Consider the following 20,149-nt stretch of genomic DNA (forward strand, 5'->3'; position numbering starts at 1 on the left):
GGGAGTCAATGACCGACAAGCGAGGATTCTGGCTAGCAGTCGGCGTCGCCTCCTTAGCCGCACTCGGATTCATAGCAATTCAATTCGTACGATCGACAATGGCGGGCGAATCTGAAACATTGATCCTTCCAGCATTGATGGCGATTTCGTTCGTGCCAATCGTCTTTCTTATCGCTTTCGTCCTTAAGACGATGTCCGGATGGGGCGGCCGGGCTGACGCACTCCGGGCCAGGGGAACATTCGATGTAGTCGCACCCGTGATCAGGACTGAGCAAACGCTGCAGGAACTGAGAAGAGTCAGCCCCGGAGGTCAACGGACCATGCCGAGGACACTCACTCTTACCGCCGACAGTTCGGGTGTGGGATTTTGGTCTGGCCGGAAAACCCCAGTCCTGGAAGTTTGGTTTCCGTGGAGCGACATCGTACAAATTCGGCCCACTATCACCAAGGACGTCTTCGAACGATACCGAGGGCTGGCTGTCACATCTCGATGGGGCGAAGCCACTGTCGAACTACCGTTCGCCGTAACCGGATCCTTTCCGTTCGGGACGCGGATAGCGACGTCTTCGGCGATCCAGGAGTTGATTGCCGATATCGAAAAGACCAATTCCGAAACCGGGTCAGCTGAAGGAACACCATAGAGGAACCGCACGAGTTTTTAGAGCCCAGAGAGTGACACAGCCTCTCCGTTTGCGAGGAGAGACTCTCATCACTCACAGTCAGGACGCCCCTCTGACTGGTTCGCGCTCTCAGGGGCGCTCTCCATCGCGCGCCGCATCGAGGATGACCACCTCGGGGTCGAGACGGACGGCTGCCGGCTGAGCCCTGCGGATGACAGCCGCGACAACCGAAGTGCCTGGGATCCCGAAGCTGCTCAAGTGGGCCAGAACCCGCCCGAACGCTCCCGCTGCTACGGTTCGCGCGCGTCCGGGTCGCTCATCGGGCCGCGGATGCGGCGGCTGAGTTCGCGGGCCGAGGTGGCGATCTCGTGGGCGATGGTGGGCCAGCGATCGGCGGCGACCGCATCGGCCGGGGAGGTGACCGCGATTGCGGCAGCGGGCCAGCCGGTGTGGTCGAGCACGGCGACCGAGACCGAGACGAGACCCTCCACCACGTCGCCGTCCTCCTCGGCGTAGCCGCGGCGGCGGACGTCGTCGAGCAGGCGCTTCAGCGATCCGTAGTCCTGCGGGCCGGAGTGGGGGCCGGCGTCGGTGCGGTGCGCGAAGGCGGTGCTGTCGGGGAAGAGCGCCCGCAGCTGCTTCGGGGGCAGCGCCGCGAGCATCGCGCGGCCGCTCGCCGTGAGGTGGCTCGGCAGGCGCACACCGACCTCGGTGACCAGCGCCGGGCGGTGCGGCGCGCGCTCGTCGACGAGGTAGAGCACGTCGCGGCCGTGCAGGATGGCGAGGTGGGCGCTCTCACCGATGCGGTCGACCAGCGTGGCGAGCAGGGGCGCTCCCAGGCGGGCCAACGGGGTCTGACGGGAGTAGCCCGAGCTCAGCTCGAAAGCCGAGACGCCGAGCCCGAAGCGGCGCGCCTCGGGGAGGTGCAGTACGAAGCCCTCCTCCTCGAGCACGGCGAGGATCTTGTAGGTGCTGGAGCGCGGGAGGCCCAGCGCGGTGGCGATCGTGGAGGCGGCGACCGGGCCGCGCTGGGCGGAGAGGAAGCGCAGCACCTGCAGGGTGCGCCGTGCGGCGGGCACCTCGTCGGCGACGAATGCCGTGGTCGCGCCGAGAGCAGTAGGCGCGGGCCCGATGGACAGCGCCTCGGTCGCGGGCAGCTCGGCGGGTGAGGGCGCCGCTTCGCCCGATCCGTTCGCCATGGGGGCCGCCTCTCGCGTCTCGTATACGAGACACTAACCGCGCGGGCGGCCTGTTCGCCCGATCGAACGGGCGATTGCATGGGTGCATGCCTGAATCCACCTCTGCAAGCACTGCTGCTGCCACTGCCGTTGCCACTGCGCCCGACCTCACGGCGGTCGTCGTCGGGGAGGGGCCTGTCTCGATCGACGAGGTCGTCGCAGTGGCCCGGAGAGGCGCGGCCATCACGATCGATCCCGCCGCCCTTGAGGCCGCAGCCCGCAGCCGTGCGGTGATCGAGGCACTGGCCGACGACCGCGATCCGCACTACGGCGTCTCGACCGGGTTCGGCGCGCTGGCGACCACATTCATCGAGCCCGAGCAGCGCATCCGGCTGCAGCAGAGCCTCGTGCGCTCGCACGCCGCCGGATCCGGGCCCGAGGTCGAGCGCGAAGTCGTGCGCGCCCTGATGCTGCTGCGCATCTCGACGCTCGCCACCGGCCGCACGGGCATCCGCCCGTCGACCCTGCAGAGCTACGCCGCCCTCCTGAACGCCGGCATCACGCCGATTGTGCAGGAGTACGGCTCGCTCGGCTGCTCGGGCGACCTCTCGCCGCTGGCCCAGTGCGCCCTCGCGCTGATGGGCGAAGGGATGGTGCGGGATGCCGCCGGCGAGGAGATGCCCGCGGCGACCGCCCTCGATGCGGCCGGCCTCGAGCCCGTGCTGCTGGCCGAGAAGGAAGGCCTCGCGCTCATCAACGGCACCGACGGCATGCTCGGCATGCTCTGCCTCGCCCTGCACGACCTCGACCTGCTACTGCGCACCGCCGACGTCTCCGCCGCGATGTCGGTCGAGGCCCTGCTGGGAACGGATGCCGCCTTCGCCGCCGATCTCGCCGCCCTGCGACCCCAGGAGGGGCAGGCGCAGAGCGCCGCCAACCTGCGCCGGCTGCTCGCAGGGTCACCGATCGTGGCGAGCCACAAGGGCCCCGATCACACCGTGGTCCAGGATGCGTACTCCCTGCGCTGCGCGCCCCAGGTGCACGGCGCGGCCCGCGACACGGTGTCGCACGCGCGGATGATCGCCGGGCGCGAACTGCGCTCGGCCGTCGACAACCCGGTGGTGCTCGCCGACGGGCGGGTGGAGTCGAACGGCAACTTCCACGGGGCGCCGGTGGGGTACGTGCTCGACTTCCTGGCGATCGCCGCCGCCGACGTGGCGAGCATGGCGGAGCGGCGCACCGATCGGATGCTCGACCGGGCCCGCAACCACGGCCTCCCGGCATTCCTCGCACACGACGCCGGCGTCGACAGCGGCCTGATGATCGCGCAGTACACCGCCGCCGGGATCGTCTCGAACCTGAAGCGGCTGGCCGTGCCGGCATCCGTCGACTCCATCCCGTCGTCGGCGATGCAGGAGGACCACGTGTCGATGGGGTGGCACGCCGCCCGCAAGCTGCGCTCGGCGATCGACGGGCTCGCGCGCGTGATCGCGATCGAGGCCATGACGGCGGGCCGGGCGCTCGACCTGCGAGCGCCGCTGCAGCCGGGGCCGGCCACCGGCGCGGTGCTCGAGCGGCTTCGCGTCGATGTCGCGGGGCCGGGGCCCGACCGGCACCTCTCCCCCGAGATCGAGGCGAGCGTGGCGCTCGTGCAGAGCGGGGAGCTGGCCGCGGCGGCGGAGTCGCGGGTCGGCGCACTCGACTGAGCTGACCGGCGGCCCGGCCGCATCCGTCGGCCTAGGAGGCTTTCGACGTCGCGGCCGGGGCCTTCTCGGCGATCACCCGGGTCGCTGACCGAAGACGCACCTGCGCGTCGACGGTCACGCGCCCGGAACCTCCGGGACGAGGGACACGACGAGCTTCGTCGAGGAGACGCCGCCGCGAAGCGCATCGAGCGCGCCCTGAACCGCGGGCAGGCCGCCCGGGATGACATGCGGTTCGGGGTAGAGCTGGTGGGTACCGGTGGCGAGCGCTTCGGGAAGGTAGGAGCGCCATACAGCCGGTCCGACGGGGGAACTCGCAATGGCGCTGCCCCAGATGAACGACGATCGCACCCCGGTGATGGGACTGCGCAGCTGCAGGAGCGCCGAACGGATTCCCAGCCGCAGGAACAGTCCGGTGCGTTCGAGGGAGAATCCCGCCCGGCGCGGCTGGTCGTAGAACGACACCGGCGGGCTCGCCATGGCCACCTTCTTCGCGCCGGTGGCGCGCGCGATCTTCACGCTCGGGACTCCCGAGCCGACCGCGAGGGCGAGGACACCGGCGACCGGTGCCGCGTCCACCGCCCGCACGACCTGATCCACGACATCGGGGTCGTGGTAGTCGAACACTGATTCCGCTCCCAGGCGACGCATCCGGTCGTGGTTCCGGGCCGAGGCCGTCGTGATCACGCGGTACCCGGCGGCGCGGGCGAGCTGGATGGCGTTGCCGCCGACGGATGTGGCGCCGCCCCAGATCACAACGATCTCAGCCCGTGGCTCGGCGTGCCCCAGTCGGCCGTAGTCCAAGCCGAGCTGCCGGGCCTCGAACAGGCCGGCGGCCGCCGTCGTGATCGCGAGTGGCAACACCGCCGCCTCCTCGAAGGCCACCCCGTGCGGCAGCGGCGAGGCCAGCGCAGCGTCGACCGCCACGTAGTTCTGGAAACCGCTCTCCGTGACCGCGTCGCGCCCCTTCTCCAGACCGATCGCGTAGGCCACCACCCGGTCACCGACGGCGAACCCCGCCACACCGGTTCCGGTCTCGACCACGATCCCCGCGACGTCCTCACCGAGCACGACGGGGTAGGGCAGCCAGCCGTACATCACCCGTCCGTTGGACTGGATGATCGCATCCAGGGGGTTCACGGCCACCGCGCGGACCTCGATCACGAGCTGCTCCGATTTCGCCGTCGGCATCGGCGCGTCCCGAACGGTCACGTTTGCGTACGGCGCATCGATCCACGCTGCGCTGTTGTCCACCATCATGACTCCGTCTCCCCGTGCGTGATGACACGCCGTGTCGTCACTGTACACGTCACGGCACGACGTGTCATCATGGCTCCATGCCCAGATGGTCTCCTGATGCGGCGCTCCGCCTGGAGGCGGCAGCGCTGGACTCATTCGAGGAGCACGGTTTTACCGACACCACCGTGCCGCAGATCGCGGCCAGGGCAGGCTTGACGACGCGCACGTTCTTCCGGCACTTCGCCGACAAACGCGACTCGCTGTTCCTGAGGGACCGGGAGTTCCCGCAGGCGGTGCGCGACTTCCTCCGGTCCGTGCCGGCGGAGAGCACTCCCGTGGCCACGGTGCAGCTGGGCCTGGCCTCGGCGTGCCGCGGCGTGCAGGGATGGCGCCCGCAGATCGCCCGGCGGCAAGCCATCATCCGCAGCGAGCCCGCACTGCAAGAACGCGACCTGCTCCGAAGTCACCGGCTCGGTCTCGCGATCGAGCAATCCCTGGTCGAGAGGGATGTGGCTCAGCCGCAGGCTCACACCCTGGCGGCCATCGCCGTCACCTGCTTCGATCTGGCGATCGCGCGATGGCTGGACGAACCACCGGACACCGACCTCGAAGAGAATCTCCTCGCCGTCTGGGACGATGTACGAGCGGTCATGGAGGAAGGGGCCGGTGACGGCCGAGGGCGCTAGGACGCGCGCGTGGCCTTCTTCGCCGGAGCCTTCGAGGTCGTCGACTCGGCAGCCGGAGCCTTCTTCGCCGCCGGCTTCTTCGCAGCGGGCTTCTTGGCAGCGGGCTTCTTCGCCGGAGCGGACGGTTCCTTGACCTTGGAGGTCACCCCGCCCGCGTCTTCGTCTTCGCCGTCGTCGTCGTCTTCCTTCTTCGAAGCCTTCGACTTCGAGCCCGAACCCGATCCGCCGCTCTTGCTCTTGTCGACCGAGCGCCGCAGCGCCTCCATCAGGTCGAGCACCTCCCCGCCGCCCTCGCCCTCGCCGGGCTCGCGGCCGAAGGTCTCGTCGGTGTCGATCGTGTCGCCCTGCTCGAGCTTGGCCTCGATCAGGGTGCGCAGCTGCTCCTGGTAGTCGTCGCTGAACTTCTCGGGGGCGAAGTCGGTGGCGAACTGGTCGACCAGCGAGAGCGCCATCTCGAGCTCCTGCGAGGAGACGCGCACCGGCTCGTCGAGGGCGGGGAAGGATGCCTCGCGCACCTCGTCGTCCCAGAGCAACGCCTGCAGCACCAGCACGTCGCCGCGCACGCGCAGGGCGCCGAGGCGGGTCTTCTGCCGCAACGCGTAGTGCACGATCGCGGTGCGATCGGTGGTCTCGAGGGTCTTGCGCAGCAGCGCGTAGGCCTTCGGCGACTTCGAGTCGGGTTCGAGGTAGTAGCTCTTGTCGAGCATGATCGGGTCGATCTGCTCGCTCGGCACGAACTCCACCACCTCGATCTCGCGGCTGCGCTCCTCGGGCAGCGACGCCAGATCCTCCTTGGTCAGGACGACCGTGCGCTCACCGTCGTCGTAGGCCCGCGCGATGTCCTGGTAGTCGACGATGTCGCCGTCGATCTCGCAGCGGCGCTGGTACCGGATGCGCCCGCCGTCTTTCTCGTGCACCTGGTGCAGCGAGATGTCGTGGTCCTCCGTGGCGCCGTAGACCTTCACGGGCACGTTGACGAGCCCGAAGGTGATCGCGCCTTTCCAGATGGATCGCATGCCCCATTCAACCGCGAAATCTCGCCGCCAGGGCAGAAACTTGCGGCCGATCGGCGGATGGCGCGCCCGCCCGACCGTCGGATGCCCCACTCGCCCGCCCGCGGATGATCTGGCCGCCCGCCCCGCGGGTGGACTATCGAACGGATGGAGTTCTGGGCCAGGTGCGCGTGCGGATGGACTCAGCCTCCGTCGCTGCGTATCGGCTCCATCCGTTCGGCGGTCGGCGGGCGGCGGGCGGCAGCGCGGCGACTCGCGGATCGACCGCACCCGTGGCGCACGCCGGCTGCTCGCGGGAGGATGAGGGCGGGCGAGGAGGACCGGATGGCCGGCACGAGCAGCAGCAGAGGCAAGGGCACAAGCAGCGAGCAGACCGTCACGGTCGGCGGGCATCGCCTGCGCATCTCGAACCTCGAGAAGGTGATCTATCCCGCCACCGGCACCACGAAGGCCGACATCCTGCGCTACTACGCCGAGATCGCACCCTTCCTCATCCCGCACGCGCGCAACCGGCCGGCCACCCGCAAGCGGTGGGTGCACGGTGTGGGTGACGACGAGCATCCGGGCGAGGTGTTCTTTCAGAAGAACCTCGGCGAGGGTACGCCGGAGTGGGTGCGGCGGGTGGAGATCCAGCACTCCGACCACGTGAACGTGTATCCGCTGGTCAACAACCAGGCCACGCTCGCCTGGCTGGCGCAGATCGCCGCGCTCGAGATCCACGTGCCGCAGTGGCGGGTGGATGCGCACGGCCGCCCCAAGAACCCCGATCGCTTCGTGATCGACCTCGATCCGGGCGAGGGCGCAGGGCTGCCCGAGTGCGTGGAGGTGGCGAACGCGGCGCGCGAGATCCTTACCGGTATGGGCCTGGAGCCGGTGCCCGTCACGAGCGGCAGCAAAGGCATCCACCTCTATGCAGCGCTGGACGGCAAGCAGACCTCCGACGAGGTGTCGGCCGTGGCGCACGAGCTGGCGCGCATCCTCGAGGCCGACCATCCGGATCTCGTCGTCTCCGACATGAAGAAGGCCCTGCGCACCGGAAAGGTGCTGGTCGATTGGAGCCAGAACAGCGCCAACAAGACCACCATCTGCCCGTACTCGCTGCGGGGGCGGTCGCACCCGACGGTCGCGGTGCCGCGCACCTGGCGGGAGCTCTCGGCGAAGAACCTGCGGCAGCTCGAGCTCGACGAGGTGCTCTCACGGATGCGCACGCGCGACGATCCGCTGGCCGTGAGTGCCGAAGCGCCCGGATCGGTCGAGGCGCCGGGCGGCGAGTGGCACTCGAACCGCGGGCCGCACGACCAGCCCGACCGCAACAGAGAGCCCGCAGCATCCGGCGGATCCGGCGAGCGCGACCGCCTCACCGTCTACCGCTCCAAGCGCGACCAGGCGAAGACGCCCGAGCCGGTTCCGGATGCCACGCCGCCCGCGTCGGACGGACGCTCCTTCGTCATCCAGGAGCACCACGCGTCGAGTCTGCACTGGGACTTCCGGCTCGAGCACGACGGCGTGCTCGTCTCCTGGGCGCTGCCGAAGGGCTTCCCGGTCGACGCGGGCAAGAACCATCTGGCCGTGCAGACCGAAGACCATCCGATGGAGTACGGCACCTTCGAGGGACATATTCCCAAAGGCGAATACGGAGCCGGCGCGGTCACGATCTGGGACTTCGGCAGCTATCAGCTCGAGAAGTGGCGCGACGGCGAGGAGATCATCGCGACGCTGCACGGGCAGCAGTCGGGTGGTCTGGGCGAGGGCCGGCGCTTCGCGCTCATCCATACCGGTGGCAAGAACGGCAAGGGCGCGAACCAGTGGCTGATCCACCTGATGAAGGATCAGGCGCCGGTCGACTGGTCGGCCGAGCCGGGTTCGCCGGGCGGGCCGCCGCTGAAGAAGGCGAAGGTGCGCGCCTCGAACCCGCCGCAGCCCGTCAAGCCCGCAGAGCCCTCCACCCGCGTGCCCAAGGCGATGCTCGCCACGCTCTCCGAGGCCGACACCCTGCCGGATCAGGAGGACTGGGCCTTCGAGATGAAGTGGGACGGCATCCGCGCGCTCGTGCGGGCGACCGCCGGCACCGTGACCCTCTTCACCCGCAACGGCAACGACGTGACCGCGGGCTACCCGGAGCTGGTCGAGGCGTTGGAGGAGGCATCCGAGGGCCGGGAGATGGTGCTCGACAGCGAGATCGTGGCTCTGGATGCCCGCGGCCGCCCGAACTTCGGCCGTCTGCAACAGCGGATGGGCCTCACCCGCCCGCGCGACGTCGAGGCGGCGCAGCGCCAGGTGAAGGTCGATCTGATGGTGTTCGACGTGCTCGAGCTCGACGGGGCATCGCTGGAGAAGTCGTCGTACGACGACCGGCGCGCGGTGCTCGACGAGCTGCTGCCGGCCTCGCGGGGCCCGCTGCACGTGCCGCCGGCGTTCGAGGGCGACCTCGCGCACGCGGTGCGGGCGAGCCGGGAGCTGGGCCTGGAGGGCGTGATGGCCAAGCGCCGTTCGAGCGGCTACGCGCCGGGCCGTCGCACGGGGTCGTGGCTGAAGATCAAGCACCATCTCACGCAGGAGGTCGTGATCGGCGGCTGGCGCCCCGGCAAGGGTGCCCGCGCGCGGCAGATCGGCTCGCTGCTGATGGGAGTTCCGGATGCCGACGGCCGGCTCGTCTACGTCGGTCGCGTCGGCACGGGCTTCAGCGACCGCGAACTCGACGCCATCACGAGCCGCCTAGCAGCCCTCGAGCGCAAGACGTCTCCGCTCGAGGACGTTCCGGCCGCCGACGCCCGCGACGCCCGCTGGGTGACCCCGAAGCTCGTCGCCGAGGTCGAGTTCGCCGAGTGGACGGGGCCCGGCCGCCTCCGCCAGCCCTCCTGGCGGGGCTGGCGCCCCGACAAGTCCCCCGCCGAGGTCACCCGCGAGGGCTGACGGTGACGGCGGCGGTCGCTACGCTATTGAGATGTTCTCAATTAAGCGTAGCGGTGCGGCTTTAGTAGCCGCGGTGGTTGTCAGCGTCGGGGTGATATCGCCTCTGGCCGCGCCGATTGCGTCGGCCTCCACCTTCGTCACCGCTACGATCCCGATCACATCGTCGACAAGACCAGATCCTGCTCCGGTCGATGTCGAGGTCGATCCCGCATCACGTCAGGCCTATGTCGCAAGCACGTTCGACGGGACGGTTTCGGTGATCGACACAGAGTCGAACCGCGTTACGGAGGTCATCCCGAATGGACCGACGAGCATCGGGGCCGGCCCATCCGGCGTTGCTCTGGACTCGGTGCACCATCAGGTCTTCGTCACCAACTACAACTCAGACACCGTCTCCGTGGTCGAAACAACGACCAACGACGTGACGGCGGTCATCCCGCACGACAGCGCAACGGGTATCGGATCAGGACCCGATGGGATCGGTGTCGATCCCGATCGGCACCGTGCATACGTGGCGAATGTCAAGGCCGGCACCGTCTCGGTGATCGACACCGACACGAACTCCGTCACGACCGTGCTCCCGCACGATTCCGCACACGGCATTGGGAAGTTCCCCCTCGGCGTCGCGGTCGATACCGCGTTGCACCGGGCCTACGTCACGAACCTCGACGACGGCACCGTCTCGGTGATCGACACCTCCAGCGACTCGGTCATTGCAGTCATCGCTCATGACAGCGCGACGGGCATCGGCAAAGCGCCGCGCCGGCTCGCGGTCGACAGCGTCGCACATCGCGCCTTCGTCACGAATGAGGGCGACAGCACGGTGTCGGTGGTCGACACCAACCGCAATTCTGTCATTGCGGTGATTCCGCACGACAACGTGAACGGCATCGGCGACGGCCCGGATGGCGTGGAAGTCGATCTGGCCAGCCACCAGGTCTACGTCGGAACGGAGCTCACGATCACCGCGATCAACACCGTCACTCTCTCTGTGACTCGCATCATCCGCAAGGCGGACGTCGACTACGGCAGCGGCCTGCAGGGGATCGCGATGGACGCTGATCACCGTCAGGCCTTCATCACCGGCACGACCTCGAACACGATCTCCGTGATCGATCTCGACAGCACTGCGCCGCTGTCTCGCAGGGGCGGAGCCGACCGGTTCGAGGTGTCGGCCCGGAATTCTGCGGCCGAGTTCGCCCCCGCGGTACCGGTCGCGTACGTCGCGTCCGGCACCGCCTTCGCCGATGCGCTGTCCGGATCAGCGGCAGCGGGATCGCGCGGCGCGCCCGTGCTGCTGACCGCCTCAGACAGCATCCCCACCACCATCGGGGCCGAACTCGCGCGACTCAAGCCCAAGCGGATCATCATCCTCGGCGGCACCACATCCGTCAGCAACTCCGTTCAGCGCGCGCTCGCCGGCTACGCGCCGACGGTCGACAGGCTGGGCGGCGCCGACCGGTATGCCGTCGCGGCCGCGGTGTCCCGGGACAACTTCTCACCCGGCATCCCGGTCGCCTACCTCGCCTCCGGGGCCGTGTTTCCTGACGCCCTCTCCGGATCGGCCGTCGCTGCCAACAACGGCGGGCCCGTGCTGCTCGCCACCCGAGACGCCATCCCACAGCCGACACTGGACGAGCTCGCCCGACTCAAGCCCGGCCGGATCGTCGTCCTCGGCGGCACCGACACCATTTCGGCCGCGGTCGAGAACCAGCTCAGGGCGTCGGTGCCCACCACGCGCATCGGCGGCGCCGACCGGTTCGAGGTCTCGGCCAACGCATCTGCGAGCAACTTCACCGGCGGCGTGAACATCGCGTACGTGGCATCCGGTCAGGTATTCGCCGACGCGCTGTCCGGCTCACCGGCCGCAGCTGCCAACGGAGCCCCGGTGCTGTTGGTGGCGGCCGACTCGATTCCCGCCTCCGTCGCGCGCGAACTCGATCGGCTCAATCCCGTGCAGATCGTCGTGCTCGGCGGCCCGAACACCGTCAGCGATAACGTCTACGAGCAGTTGCGCAGCTACCTGCGATGAAGCGGGGTCGCTGAGTGTGCTCGGTTCGGCCGTGCGAGCCTCTTACGACGGCGCGGGTGAGCAGCGGGGGGGGGCGCAGCGGGGGGCAGCGCGGGCGATGGCGGGGCGCAGACTGCACATCCGTGCGGATCGGCCGCCGGGGCCTGGCTCGGGCAGGCGGCAGGGTGTACTTTCGCGACAAGAGCCGCGGCTCCCAGCGACCACCGGCCAGACAATCGAGGAGGATCTCATGACCGAGAAGAAGGCGCGCGACGAGCGCGACGGTGAGTACACCGACAAGGACGACGAAGACGTGTCGGGCCCCGAGCCCGAGGCGGGCGAGTACACCGACAGCGAGATCCCCGGAGAGTAACCGGAGACCACGCTCAGCAGAGGCGCCGCACGGCGTGCCGAGAGGCACCTGTGCGGCGCTTTTCGCGGTGCCGGAGGCGCCCCGATGTCGCGCGGGAATAAAACGGACCCCGGTCAACTTGACAGTGGGTTGCCGCGGAGTAGTGTTCTCACTCGTGGTCAATGAACCCCGCTCGGCGAAACGCTGGTTGATCGGTGATCCGCTGCCGAGCGACAAGCTCGAAGGGCAGCTGCTCCCGAAGCGTTTGGCGCTCCCCATTTTCGCCAGCGACCCGCTCTCCTCCGTGGCCTACGCGCCGCAGGAGCTGCTGATGATCCTGCTCATCGGCGGGCTCGCCTTCCTGAGCTTCGCACCCTGGGTCGCAGCGGCCGTCGTGTTGCTGCTGGTCGTCGTCGTCGCCAGCTACCGGCAGCTAGTGAAGGCCTACCCCTCCGGCGGTGGCGACTACGAGGTGGCGCACAAGAACCTGGGTGAGAAGGCCGGGCTGGTGGTGGCATCCGCTCTGCTGGTCGACTACGTGCTCACGGTCGCGGTGTCGGTGGCATCCGGAGTCGACAACATCATCTCGGCGCTGCCGGTGCTCAACCCCTATCGGGTCGAGATCGCGGTGGGCTTCGTCGTGATCCTGATGGCCGTGAACCTGCGCGGTGTGGCCGAGTCGAGCAAGGCCTTCGCCATCCCCACCTACCTGTTCGTCGCCAGCGTCGCGGTGATGATCGTCACCGGGCTCGTGCGCACCGTGCTCGGCGACGCACCCGTCGCCGAGTCGGCCGGGTTCGATGTGAAGGCCGAGCAGCTCACGCAGGCGGCGATGATCCTGCTGCTGTTGCGCGCCTTCTCGAGCGGATGCTCCGCCCTCACCGGCGTCGAGGCCATCTCGAACGGCGTGCCCGCGTTCCGCACGCCCAAGGTGCGGAACGCCCAGCGCACCCTCGTGCTGATGGGTTCCATCGCCATCTGCCTCTTCGCCGGCCTCACCGCCCTCGCGCTGATCTCGAACGTGCACTACGCCGAAGACGCCTGCCACCTCGTGGGCTTCACCGACTGCGCCACCACACCGCAGCGCAGCCTGATGGCCCAGGTGGCGGCGGCCACCTTCGGCAACAACTCGATCCTGTTCTTCGTCATCCAGGCGGCCACGGCGGCCGTGCTGCTGCTGGCGGCGAACACGGCGTTCAACGGATTCCCGCTGCTCGGATCCGTGCTCGCCAAAGACTCCTACGCCCCCAAGGCGCTGCTCACCCGCGGCGACCGCCTCGTGTTCTCCAACGGCATGATCGTGCTGGCGCTGTTCGCGATCGCGATCCTGGTGGTCTACCAGGCCAGCCTCACGCAGCTGATCCAGCTCTACATCATCGGCGTGTTCGTCTCGTTCACCCTCGGCCAGTCCGGCATGGTCGTGCACTGGCTCCGGATGCTGCGCGAGGGCTGCAGCGACCGGGGGGCCGTGTACCGCGGCCTCGCCATCAACCTCCTGGGCGCCGTGTTCACCGCCGTGGTGCTCATCGTCGTCACCATCACGAAGTTCACGCACGGGGCATGGCTGGTGTTCGCGATCATGCCGATCCTGTTCATCCTGATGATGGGCGTGAACCGCTACTACCGCGACGTGAACACCGAGGTCGAGGTCGACCCGCACACCACGTTCGGGGCATCCGGCGACCACGCCATCGTGCTGGTGGGGCGCATGCAGAAGCCCGTGCTGAAGGCCCTCGACTACGCCATCGCCGCACGCCACGACTCGATCGAGGCGGTGCACCTCTCCATCGACGACGAGCAGACCTCGAAGCTCGAGGCCGACTGGCAGGAGATGAACATCGAGGTGCCGCTGAACATCATCGAGTCGCCGTACCGCGACGTGGCGGTGCCGCTGGCGAAATACATCATGAAGCACCAGGCCGAGCACGGATCCGAGGTCGTCACGGTCTACACGCCGATCTACATCGTGGGGCACTGGTGGGAGACCATCCTGCACAATCACAAGGCCCGTCGCATCCGCAAGAAGCTGATGCTGGTGCACGGGGTGACCATCGCGCTGGTGCCGTGGCTGCTGGATTCCTCGGAGCTGCTGTACGGCCGGCGCTCGCGACCGCTGCCCGGCCAGGAGCGTCGTGGTGAGCCGACGCGGCCGGTTCCGCGGCGCCCGCATGCCGAGCCGATGAGCACGCACAAGCGCAGCCGCAACTGATCGCGCCGATGCGGTGGTGACGGACCGCGAAGATGAACGGATGCGCACACCCTCGACAACGGGTCGTGTGATGCCTGCGTGCTAAACTGACCCAAGTTTTCGTAGTTATTCGTCTCATCCGGGCGGCGTGATCCCCCGGCCCGAATCGTGAGGGGGTCTCGCATGGGGCGTGGCCGTCAAAAAGCCAAGCACACGAAGGTCGCTCGCGAACTGAAGTACTTCAGTCCCGACACGAACTATTCGGCGCTGGAGCGTGAGCTCACGAGCAGCAACTCGGATGAGCCCGACTACTCGAAGTGGATCGATGACGACGACGACTCCGACGAGGCGTTCGAGCCGACCGACGAGCAGAAGCTCGCCTGACCGGCTGAGCGTTCGGGCCTGACTGCCGAAGGGCGGATCAGGCCTTTTCGTCGTCGGCAGCGGGGGCGGCGGTTGCGACGGCCGACGGCGCAGTTGCGGGTGACGCAGCCGCCTCGGGCACGGCCTCGACGTCGTGTTCTTCGACGCGCTGGGCCTCGACGGTGCGAGCGCGTCGACGGCTCGCGCGGTCGATCGCGATGGCCACGAGGGCGCCGAGCGCCACGGCGACCGCCACGATGAACAGTCCTGTGAAACCCAGCACCTGCAGGCGGCTGAAGTCCTCCTGCTCGGGGAACGAGAACGTCAGCGCGATCGACACCAGCACGCCGACGGCGGCTCCCACGGCCATGAAGCGGAAGTAGCGGGGCGCCCGCCGTACGGACACGGCTGCGCGGCTCTCACTGCTCGTGCGGGCCGGGTCGGGTTGATCACTCACCCCTCCATTGTCGCGCATCCCGCTGAACACCGGATGCGCGTCTGCGCAGGTGGTCGACCACCTCGTCGGGGCGGGGTGCGGGGTAGCGTGGAGGGATGGGTAAGGCACGGATCGCGGATGCAGCGGGGCGGGCGGCCGTGGCCGACGCTGTGGGGGACTTCGAGGGGGCCGCGCGGGAGACTCGGGCTACCGCGGTGCGGTGGCTGCTGCAGGTGCTGGCGGATGCGGCGGAGGGGAACTCCGTGGAGGTGCGGGTTCCGCCGTTCGGTGCCGTGCAGTGCATCGAGGGACCCGGGCACACCCGGGGCACGCCGCCGAACGTGGTGGAAATGGACGCGGCCACCTGGATAGCCCTCGCCACCGGATCTCTGCCCTGGGACGAGGGCATCGCCACCGCCCGCATCCGAGCGTCCGGCCAGCGGGCCGACCTCTCGGCCCAGGTGCCCCTGACGCTCTGAGGCCCTCCGCCCCACAGCCAACGACCGGCCCGCCCGAAACCTCGTAAGGGACCGAGGCACAAAGTCTCAGGCCGTACTCGACGACCCAAAGTGAGCGCGTGGCCGGAGGATGCGACCGCAGGCCGCGTCCTCCGACCGCGCGCTCACATGTCGCCCTGCGCCGGGCAGGGACCGGCGCAGCCCGGTCACGCCGAGCAAAGCCCGGCGCGACCGGCAGCTAACCCAGCAAGTCTCCGGCCTGACGAGAAGCCTCCCCCGAAATCCACCCCCTCACGGGTGCGAACACCGTTTCCGGGTACCCCCGTAAACTACAAAAGTGAAAATCCTGGTCCTCGGTTCGGGCGCGCGCGAGCACGCCATCATCACGGCGCTCCTGCGGGAGGGTGACGCGCACGAGATCGTGGCGGCGCCCGGGAACGCGGGTATCGCGGCCGATGTGCCGACGGTGCAGCTGGATGCCGAAGACCCGCACGCGGTCGCCGAGTACGCGCTGAGCGAGAACGTGCAGTTCGTCGTGATCGGGCCCGAGGCACCCCTGGTCGCGGGCGTCGCCGATGCCCTGCGCACCCGCGGCATCCCGGTGTTCGGGCCCGGAAAGAAGGCTGCCGCCCTCGAGGGCAGCAAGTCGTTCGCCAAGCGCATCATGGAGGCGGCCGGCGTGCCGACCGGCCGGGCCGCGAACGCCTCCACGCTCGCCGAGGCCGAGGCCACCCTCGCCGAGTACGGCGCCCCCTACGTGGTGAAGGCCGATGGGCTGGCCGCCGGCAAGGGCGTGCTGGTCACCACCGATCTCGCCGAGGCCACCGCGCACGCCGCGCACTGGCTGCAGCACGGCGAGGTGCTGATCGAGGAGTTCCTCGAAGGCGAAGAGGTCTCCCTGTTCCTGCTGAGCGACGGCCACTCGGTCGCTCCGCTCTCCCCCGCCCAGGACTACAAGCGCCTCGCCGACGGCGACGAGGGCCCGAACACCGGCGGCATGGGCGCCTACTCCCCTCTCCCCTGGCTCGACGAGCGCTTCGGCAGCGAGAAGGCCTTCGTCGACGAGGTGATCGACACCATCGCCCTGCCGACCGTGCGTCAGCTCGCCGCCGAGGGGACTCCCTTCATCGGCCTGCTCTACTGCGGCCTGATCCTCACGGAGAAGGGCATCCGGGTGATCGAGTTCAACGCCCGCTTCGGCGATCCCGAGACCCAGGTGGTGCTGCCGCGCCTCGAGACCCCGCTGAGCGGCCTGCTGCTGGCGGCCGCCACGGGCACCCTGGGTGAGCATCCGCGACCCGTGTTCGGCGACCAGGTGGGCGTCACCGTCGTGCTGGCCAGCGAGAACTACCCCGGATCCCCGGTGACCGGCCGGGTCATCACCGGTCTCGAGAACACCACCGGCCTCGAGGGCGTGAGCGTGATGCACGCGGCGACGGATCGCGACGGCGAGGTCATCCGCGCCACCGGCGGCCGCGTGCTGAGCGTCGTCGCCACGGCCGGCGACTTCGCCACCGCGCGCGATCGCGTGTACGGGGCGCTGGCCGGCATCCACCTCGAGAATTCGCAGCACCGCACCGACATCGCCGCCCGCGTGGCGGGGGTTCCGGATGCCGCGGGCGCAGCATCCGGAACCGACGGGGCCTCCTCGTGAGCGCCGTCGCCCCGCAGCCCGAGCTGACCGTGCCCGGCTGGCGTCACGTCTACAGCGGCAAGGTGCGCGACCTGTACGTGCCCGGCGACACCGCTCAGGATGCCCGCCCCGCCGCCCTGCTGGTGGTCGCGAGCGACCGGGTGAGCGCCTTCGACCACGTGCTCGAGCCGGGCATCCCGGGCAAGGGCGAGCTGCTCAGCACGCTCAGCCGCTGGTGGTTCCAGCAGCTGAGCGAAGTGCCGAACCACCTCGTCTCACCGGCGGAGGCCAAGGCGCTCGGGCTTCCCGCCGTTCCGGCCGGGATCGCCGGCCGCTCGATGGTGGTGCGCTCCCTGGAGATGTTCCCGATCGAGTGCGTGGTGCGCGGCTACCTCTCCGGCAGCGGCTGGAAGGAATACCAGGCGACGCAGAGCGTCTGCGGCGTTCCGCTGCCCAGCGGCCTCGCCGACGGCGACCGGCTGCCCGAGCCCATCTACACCCCCGCCTACAAGGCGCCCCTCGGCGAGCACGACGAGAACATCAGCTTCGAGAAGACCGTCGAGCTGATCGGGGCCGAGGATGCCGAGAGCCTGCGCACGCTGTCGCTGGCGGTCTACGGGCGCGCCTCGCAGATCGCCGAGAGCCGCGGCGTCATCCTCGCCGACACGAAGTTCGAGTTCGGGCGTGACGCCGACAGCGGCGAGATCGTGCTGGCCGACGAGGTGCTGACCAGCGACTCCAGCCGGTACTGGGATGCCGCCGCCTACGACTCGGGAGACCGCACCGCGAGCTTCGACAAGCAGATCGTGCGCAACTGGCTGGCCGCGAACTGGGACCAGGTGGGCGTGCCGCCGACGCTCCCGCACGAGATCGTGGAGCAGACCGTTCTGCGCTACCGCGAGCTGCTCGAGCGGGTGACCGGAGGACAGGCGCCCGGGCGGTAGCGCGATCCGGTAGGCTGGAGGCCTGATCGACCCCGTCTGGTCGGGGAGGCCGGTTCTGCCGGTCCGAGGCTTGAAACCTCCAGCACCTTCGCACAGAAGCCTGGAGGTTTCTTCATGTCCGGATCCACCCCCACATCCGCCACCGGAGCATCCGTCTCCCCCGCATCCGGCCGCCGGTGGTGGACGCTTGCCGTTCTCGCCCTGACCCAGCTCGTGGTGGTGCTCGACGCCACCATCGTGAACATCGCGCTGCCCCAGGCACAGGCCGAGCTCGGCCTGACCGACGGCCAGCGGCAGTGGGTGATCACCGCCTACGCGCTCGTCTTCGGCGCCCTGCTGCTGCTCGGCGGCCGCGTGGCCGATTACTGGGGCCGCAAGCGCAGCTACCTCGTGGGCATGGTCGGCTTCGGCGTGGCCTCGGCCTTCGGCGGACTGGCGCAGAACGGCACCGAGCTGATCGTGGCCCGCGGTTTCCAGGGACTGTTCGCGGCGCTGCTCGCGCCCGCCGCCCTGGGCCTGCTCACGGTGACCTTCCCCTCGGGGCGCGACCGCAACACCGCCTTCGCCGTGTTCGGCGCGATCGGCGGCAGCGGTGCGGCCGTGGGCCTCGTGCTCGGCGGCGTGCTCACCGAGTTCGCCGACTGGCGCTGGTGCCTGCTGGTGAACGTCGTCTTCGTGATCGTGGGCCTGATCGGCGGCCTCCTGCTGCTGGCCGAGAGCCGCGCCGAGGGCGACAACCGCTACGACGTGTGGGGCGCGGTCACGGCCTCCCTCGGTCTCGGCGCGCTGGTGTACGGCTTCACGCTCGCCGAAGACGGCTGGGGATCGCCCAGCACCATCGGGTTCCTCGCTCTCGGCGCGGGCCTGCTCGCCCTGTTCGTGTGGATCGAGTCGCGCGTGGCCCAGCCCCTGCTGCCGCTGCGTGTGGTGCTGAACCGGGTGCGCGGTGGCGCGTTCCTCATCCAGGCCGTCGTCGGCAGCGTGCTGCTCGGATCGACGCTCTACCTCACCTTCTACTTCCAGCTCGTGCTCGGCATGGAGCCGCTGGTCTCCGGGCTCGCCAACGTGGCGATGACCGTGGTCATCTTGATCTGCGTGCCGATCCTCACCAAGCTGCTGCCGCGGGTCGGACCGCGCCCGCTGATGATCGCCGGGCCGCTGATCTCGGCCGCCGGGCTGTTCCTGCTGGTGCGCATCACGGTCGACGGGAACTACTGGGTGCAGGTACTGCCCTCCCTGGTGCTGCTGGGCATCGGCCTGTCGATGCTGTTCGTGCCGCTGCAGAACCTCGCGCTGTCGGGCGTCGCCCCGCACGACGCGGGCGCGGCGGCGGCCACGGTGAACTCGGCGATGCAGATCGGCGGATCGATCGGGCTGGCCGTGTTCACCGTGCTCTACGCGGGCGCCTTCGAGGGGTCGATGGAGAGCGGATCGGGCCAGCTGGCCGCGTTCACCGACGGCTACGTGGCCACCTTCGTGGGGGCCGGGGTGGCGATGCTGATCGCCGCGGCCATCGCGGTGTTCTTCATCCGCGGGCCCAAGTCGGCTCTGCTGCCGCAGGGTGCGGGCGACGAGCGGGCGATGGTGCACCTGGGCTGATGTCGGGGGTGGGGCGTACTGTCTTGGCCATGGACGTCGTACTCATTGCAGGATTCTGGTTGCAGGGCGATTCGTGGAGCGCGGTCGCACCCGCCCTCCGCGAGGCCGGGCACACCGTGCACACACCGACACTGGCCGGGTTGCACTCGGTCGAGGAGGATCGCAGCGAGGTCACGCTCGCCTCACAGACCGCCGAGGTGATCGCGCTGCTCGATGCGCTGGATCCGTCGCGGCCGGTGGTGCTCGTCGGCCATTCGGGAGGCGGCGCGATCATCCACGGGGCGGTCGACGCCCGGCCGAACCGGGTGGCGCGGGCGATCTACGTCGACAGCGGGCCGACACCCGACGGGGTGGCCATCAACGAGCAGCTCGAGAGCGTGGGCTCGGATGTGCCGCTGCCGCCGTGGGACGAGTTCAGCGACACCGACCTGCGTGATCTCGACGACGACCTGCAGGAGCGCGTTCGGACGGCGGCGATCCCCGAGCCCGCGCGGGTGGCGCGCGATCCGCAGCGCCTGTCCGACGCGGCGCGCTACGGCGTGCCGATCACGCTCATCAGCTGCACCTTCAGCCGCGACGAGATCGCCGAGGCGATCGCGGCCGGCGTGCCGTACTTCGCCGAGGTCCCGTTGATGCTGAGCTCGAGCATCATCGAGCTACCCACCGGGCACTGGCCGCAATTCACCAAGCCCGACGAGCTGGCGGCGGCCATCCTGGAGGCCATCGGGGCCTGAGAGCTTTCTGGGCATCGGGGTTCGCCGGCCGGCTCAGCGGAAGGGTTGACGGAGGACAAGACCGATAGAAGGAGGCATC

Annotated in this window: 17 protein-coding genes and 1 pseudogene; 14 read left to right on the forward strand and 4 right to left on the reverse strand. The window is 69.4% G+C overall.

The window, feature by feature from the left end:
- Positions 1–8 precede the first annotated feature (8 nt).
- The gene (locus Q0D75_RS08180) at positions 9–641 is read left to right on the forward strand and encodes a hypothetical protein (RefSeq protein WP_291051623.1); all 633 of its coding nucleotides are present in this window, start codon (positions 9–11) and stop codon (positions 639–641) included.
- Between the two features lie 269 nt (positions 642–910).
- Here Q0D75_RS08180 and Q0D75_RS08185 read toward each other — a convergent pair whose 3' ends face one another.
- Positions 911–1,819, reverse strand: coding sequence for an IclR family transcriptional regulator (locus Q0D75_RS08185; RefSeq protein WP_291051627.1), 909 nt, complete (start codon positions 1,817–1,819; stop codon positions 911–913).
- Between the two features lie 86 nt (positions 1,820–1,905).
- On the opposite strand from Q0D75_RS08185, the gene hutH reads away from it, so the two are divergent.
- On the forward strand, positions 1,906–3,504 hold the full coding sequence (gene hutH / locus Q0D75_RS08190; RefSeq protein ID WP_291051630.1) for a histidine ammonia-lyase: 1,599 nt from the start codon (positions 1,906–1,908) through the stop codon (positions 3,502–3,504).
- Between the two features lie 114 nt (positions 3,505–3,618).
- Here hutH and Q0D75_RS08195 read toward each other — a convergent pair whose 3' ends face one another.
- Positions 3,619–4,692, reverse strand: a complete 1,074-nt coding sequence (locus tag Q0D75_RS08195; RefSeq protein ID WP_291051633.1) for a zinc-binding alcohol dehydrogenase family protein — start codon at positions 4,690–4,692, stop codon at positions 3,619–3,621.
- 146 nt (positions 4,693–4,838) lie between these two features.
- On the opposite strand from Q0D75_RS08195, the gene Q0D75_RS08200 reads away from it, so the two are divergent.
- Complete coding sequence (locus Q0D75_RS08200; protein WP_291051790.1) at positions 4,839–5,426, forward strand: helix-turn-helix domain-containing protein; 588 nt, start codon at positions 4,839–4,841, stop codon at positions 5,424–5,426.
- On the opposite strand, the gene Q0D75_RS08205 is transcribed toward Q0D75_RS08200, so the two are convergent.
- On the reverse strand, positions 5,423–6,442 hold the full coding sequence (locus Q0D75_RS08205; RefSeq protein ID WP_291051636.1) for a Ku protein: 1,020 nt from the start codon (positions 6,440–6,442) through the stop codon (positions 5,423–5,425). The two genes, Q0D75_RS08200 and Q0D75_RS08205, sit on opposite strands and share 4 nt — an antisense overlap.
- Positions 6,443–6,763: 321 nt before the next feature.
- Here Q0D75_RS08205 and Q0D75_RS08210 point away from each other — a divergent pair, with 321 nt between their 5' ends.
- The 6 genes and pseudogenes from Q0D75_RS08210 to Q0D75_RS08230 all read left to right on the forward strand — a co-directional run bounded on the left by Q0D75_RS08210 (position 6,764) and on the right by Q0D75_RS08230 (position 14,287).
- The gene (locus tag Q0D75_RS08210) at positions 6,764–9,352 is read left to right on the forward strand and encodes an ATP-dependent DNA ligase (protein WP_291051638.1); all 2,589 of its coding nucleotides are present in this window, start codon (positions 6,764–6,766) and stop codon (positions 9,350–9,352) included.
- Between the two features lie 31 nt (positions 9,353–9,383).
- Positions 9,384–9,779 (forward strand): annotated as a pseudogene (locus tag Q0D75_RS21030) (hypothetical protein); the annotation flags it as partial.
- Positions 9,780–9,863: 84 nt separating this feature from the next.
- A complete protein-coding gene (locus Q0D75_RS08215) occupies positions 9,864–11,384 on the forward strand; it encodes a cell wall-binding repeat-containing protein (RefSeq protein ID WP_291051641.1) in 1,521 nt (506 codons plus the stop codon).
- A 229-nt stretch (positions 11,385–11,613) separates the two neighbouring features.
- Positions 11,614–11,736: a hypothetical protein gene (locus Q0D75_RS08220; RefSeq protein WP_291051645.1), complete on the forward strand. Its 123-nt coding sequence runs from the start codon at positions 11,614–11,616 to the stop codon at positions 11,734–11,736.
- A 154-nt stretch (positions 11,737–11,890) separates the two neighbouring features.
- Positions 11,891–13,924, forward strand: coding sequence for an APC family permease (locus Q0D75_RS08225; protein WP_291051647.1), 2,034 nt, complete (start codon positions 11,891–11,893; stop codon positions 13,922–13,924).
- Between the two features lie 162 nt (positions 13,925–14,086).
- The gene (locus Q0D75_RS08230; protein ID WP_291051649.1) at positions 14,087–14,287 is read left to right on the forward strand and encodes a DUF3073 domain-containing protein; all 201 of its coding nucleotides are present in this window, start codon (positions 14,087–14,089) and stop codon (positions 14,285–14,287) included.
- 37 nt (positions 14,288–14,324) lie between these two features.
- On the opposite strand, the gene Q0D75_RS08235 is transcribed toward Q0D75_RS08230, so the two are convergent.
- Positions 14,325–14,723 carry a hypothetical protein gene (locus tag Q0D75_RS08235; RefSeq protein ID WP_291051652.1) on the reverse strand — a complete coding sequence of 133 codons (399 nt, stop codon included), beginning with the start codon at positions 14,721–14,723 and terminating at the stop codon, positions 14,325–14,327.
- Between the two features lie 95 nt (positions 14,724–14,818).
- On the opposite strand from Q0D75_RS08235, the gene Q0D75_RS08240 reads away from it, so the two are divergent.
- The 5 genes from Q0D75_RS08240 to Q0D75_RS08260 all read left to right on the forward strand — a co-directional run bounded on the left by Q0D75_RS08240 (position 14,819) and on the right by Q0D75_RS08260 (position 20,070).
- Complete coding sequence (locus Q0D75_RS08240) at positions 14,819–15,181, forward strand: sterol carrier family protein (RefSeq protein WP_291051655.1); 363 nt, start codon at positions 14,819–14,821, stop codon at positions 15,179–15,181.
- Positions 15,182–15,497: 316 nt separating this feature from the next.
- Positions 15,498–16,814 carry a phosphoribosylamine--glycine ligase gene (gene purD / locus Q0D75_RS08245; protein ID WP_291051656.1) on the forward strand — a complete coding sequence of 439 codons (1,317 nt, stop codon included), beginning with the start codon at positions 15,498–15,500 and terminating at the stop codon, positions 16,812–16,814.
- Positions 16,811–17,737, forward strand: a complete 927-nt coding sequence (locus tag Q0D75_RS08250) for a phosphoribosylaminoimidazolesuccinocarboxamide synthase (protein ID WP_291051658.1) — start codon at positions 16,811–16,813, stop codon at positions 17,735–17,737. The genes purD and Q0D75_RS08250 overlap by 4 nt, the downstream gene beginning before the upstream one ends.
- 114 nt (positions 17,738–17,851) lie before the next feature.
- Positions 17,852–19,336 (forward strand): MFS transporter, encoded by a 1,485-nt coding sequence (locus Q0D75_RS08255; protein WP_291051661.1) that lies wholly within the window; start codon positions 17,852–17,854, stop codon positions 19,334–19,336.
- A gap of 29 nt (positions 19,337–19,365) precedes the next feature.
- Positions 19,366–20,070 (forward strand): alpha/beta hydrolase, encoded by a 705-nt coding sequence (locus tag Q0D75_RS08260; RefSeq protein WP_291051664.1) that lies wholly within the window; start codon positions 19,366–19,368, stop codon positions 20,068–20,070.
- The last annotated feature ends 79 nt before the right edge of the window (positions 20,071–20,149 follow it).

The organism is Herbiconiux sp., from assembly GCF_023264855.1.
In the GTDB taxonomy this organism is placed as follows: domain Bacteria; phylum Actinomycetota; class Actinomycetes; order Actinomycetales; family Microbacteriaceae; genus Herbiconiux.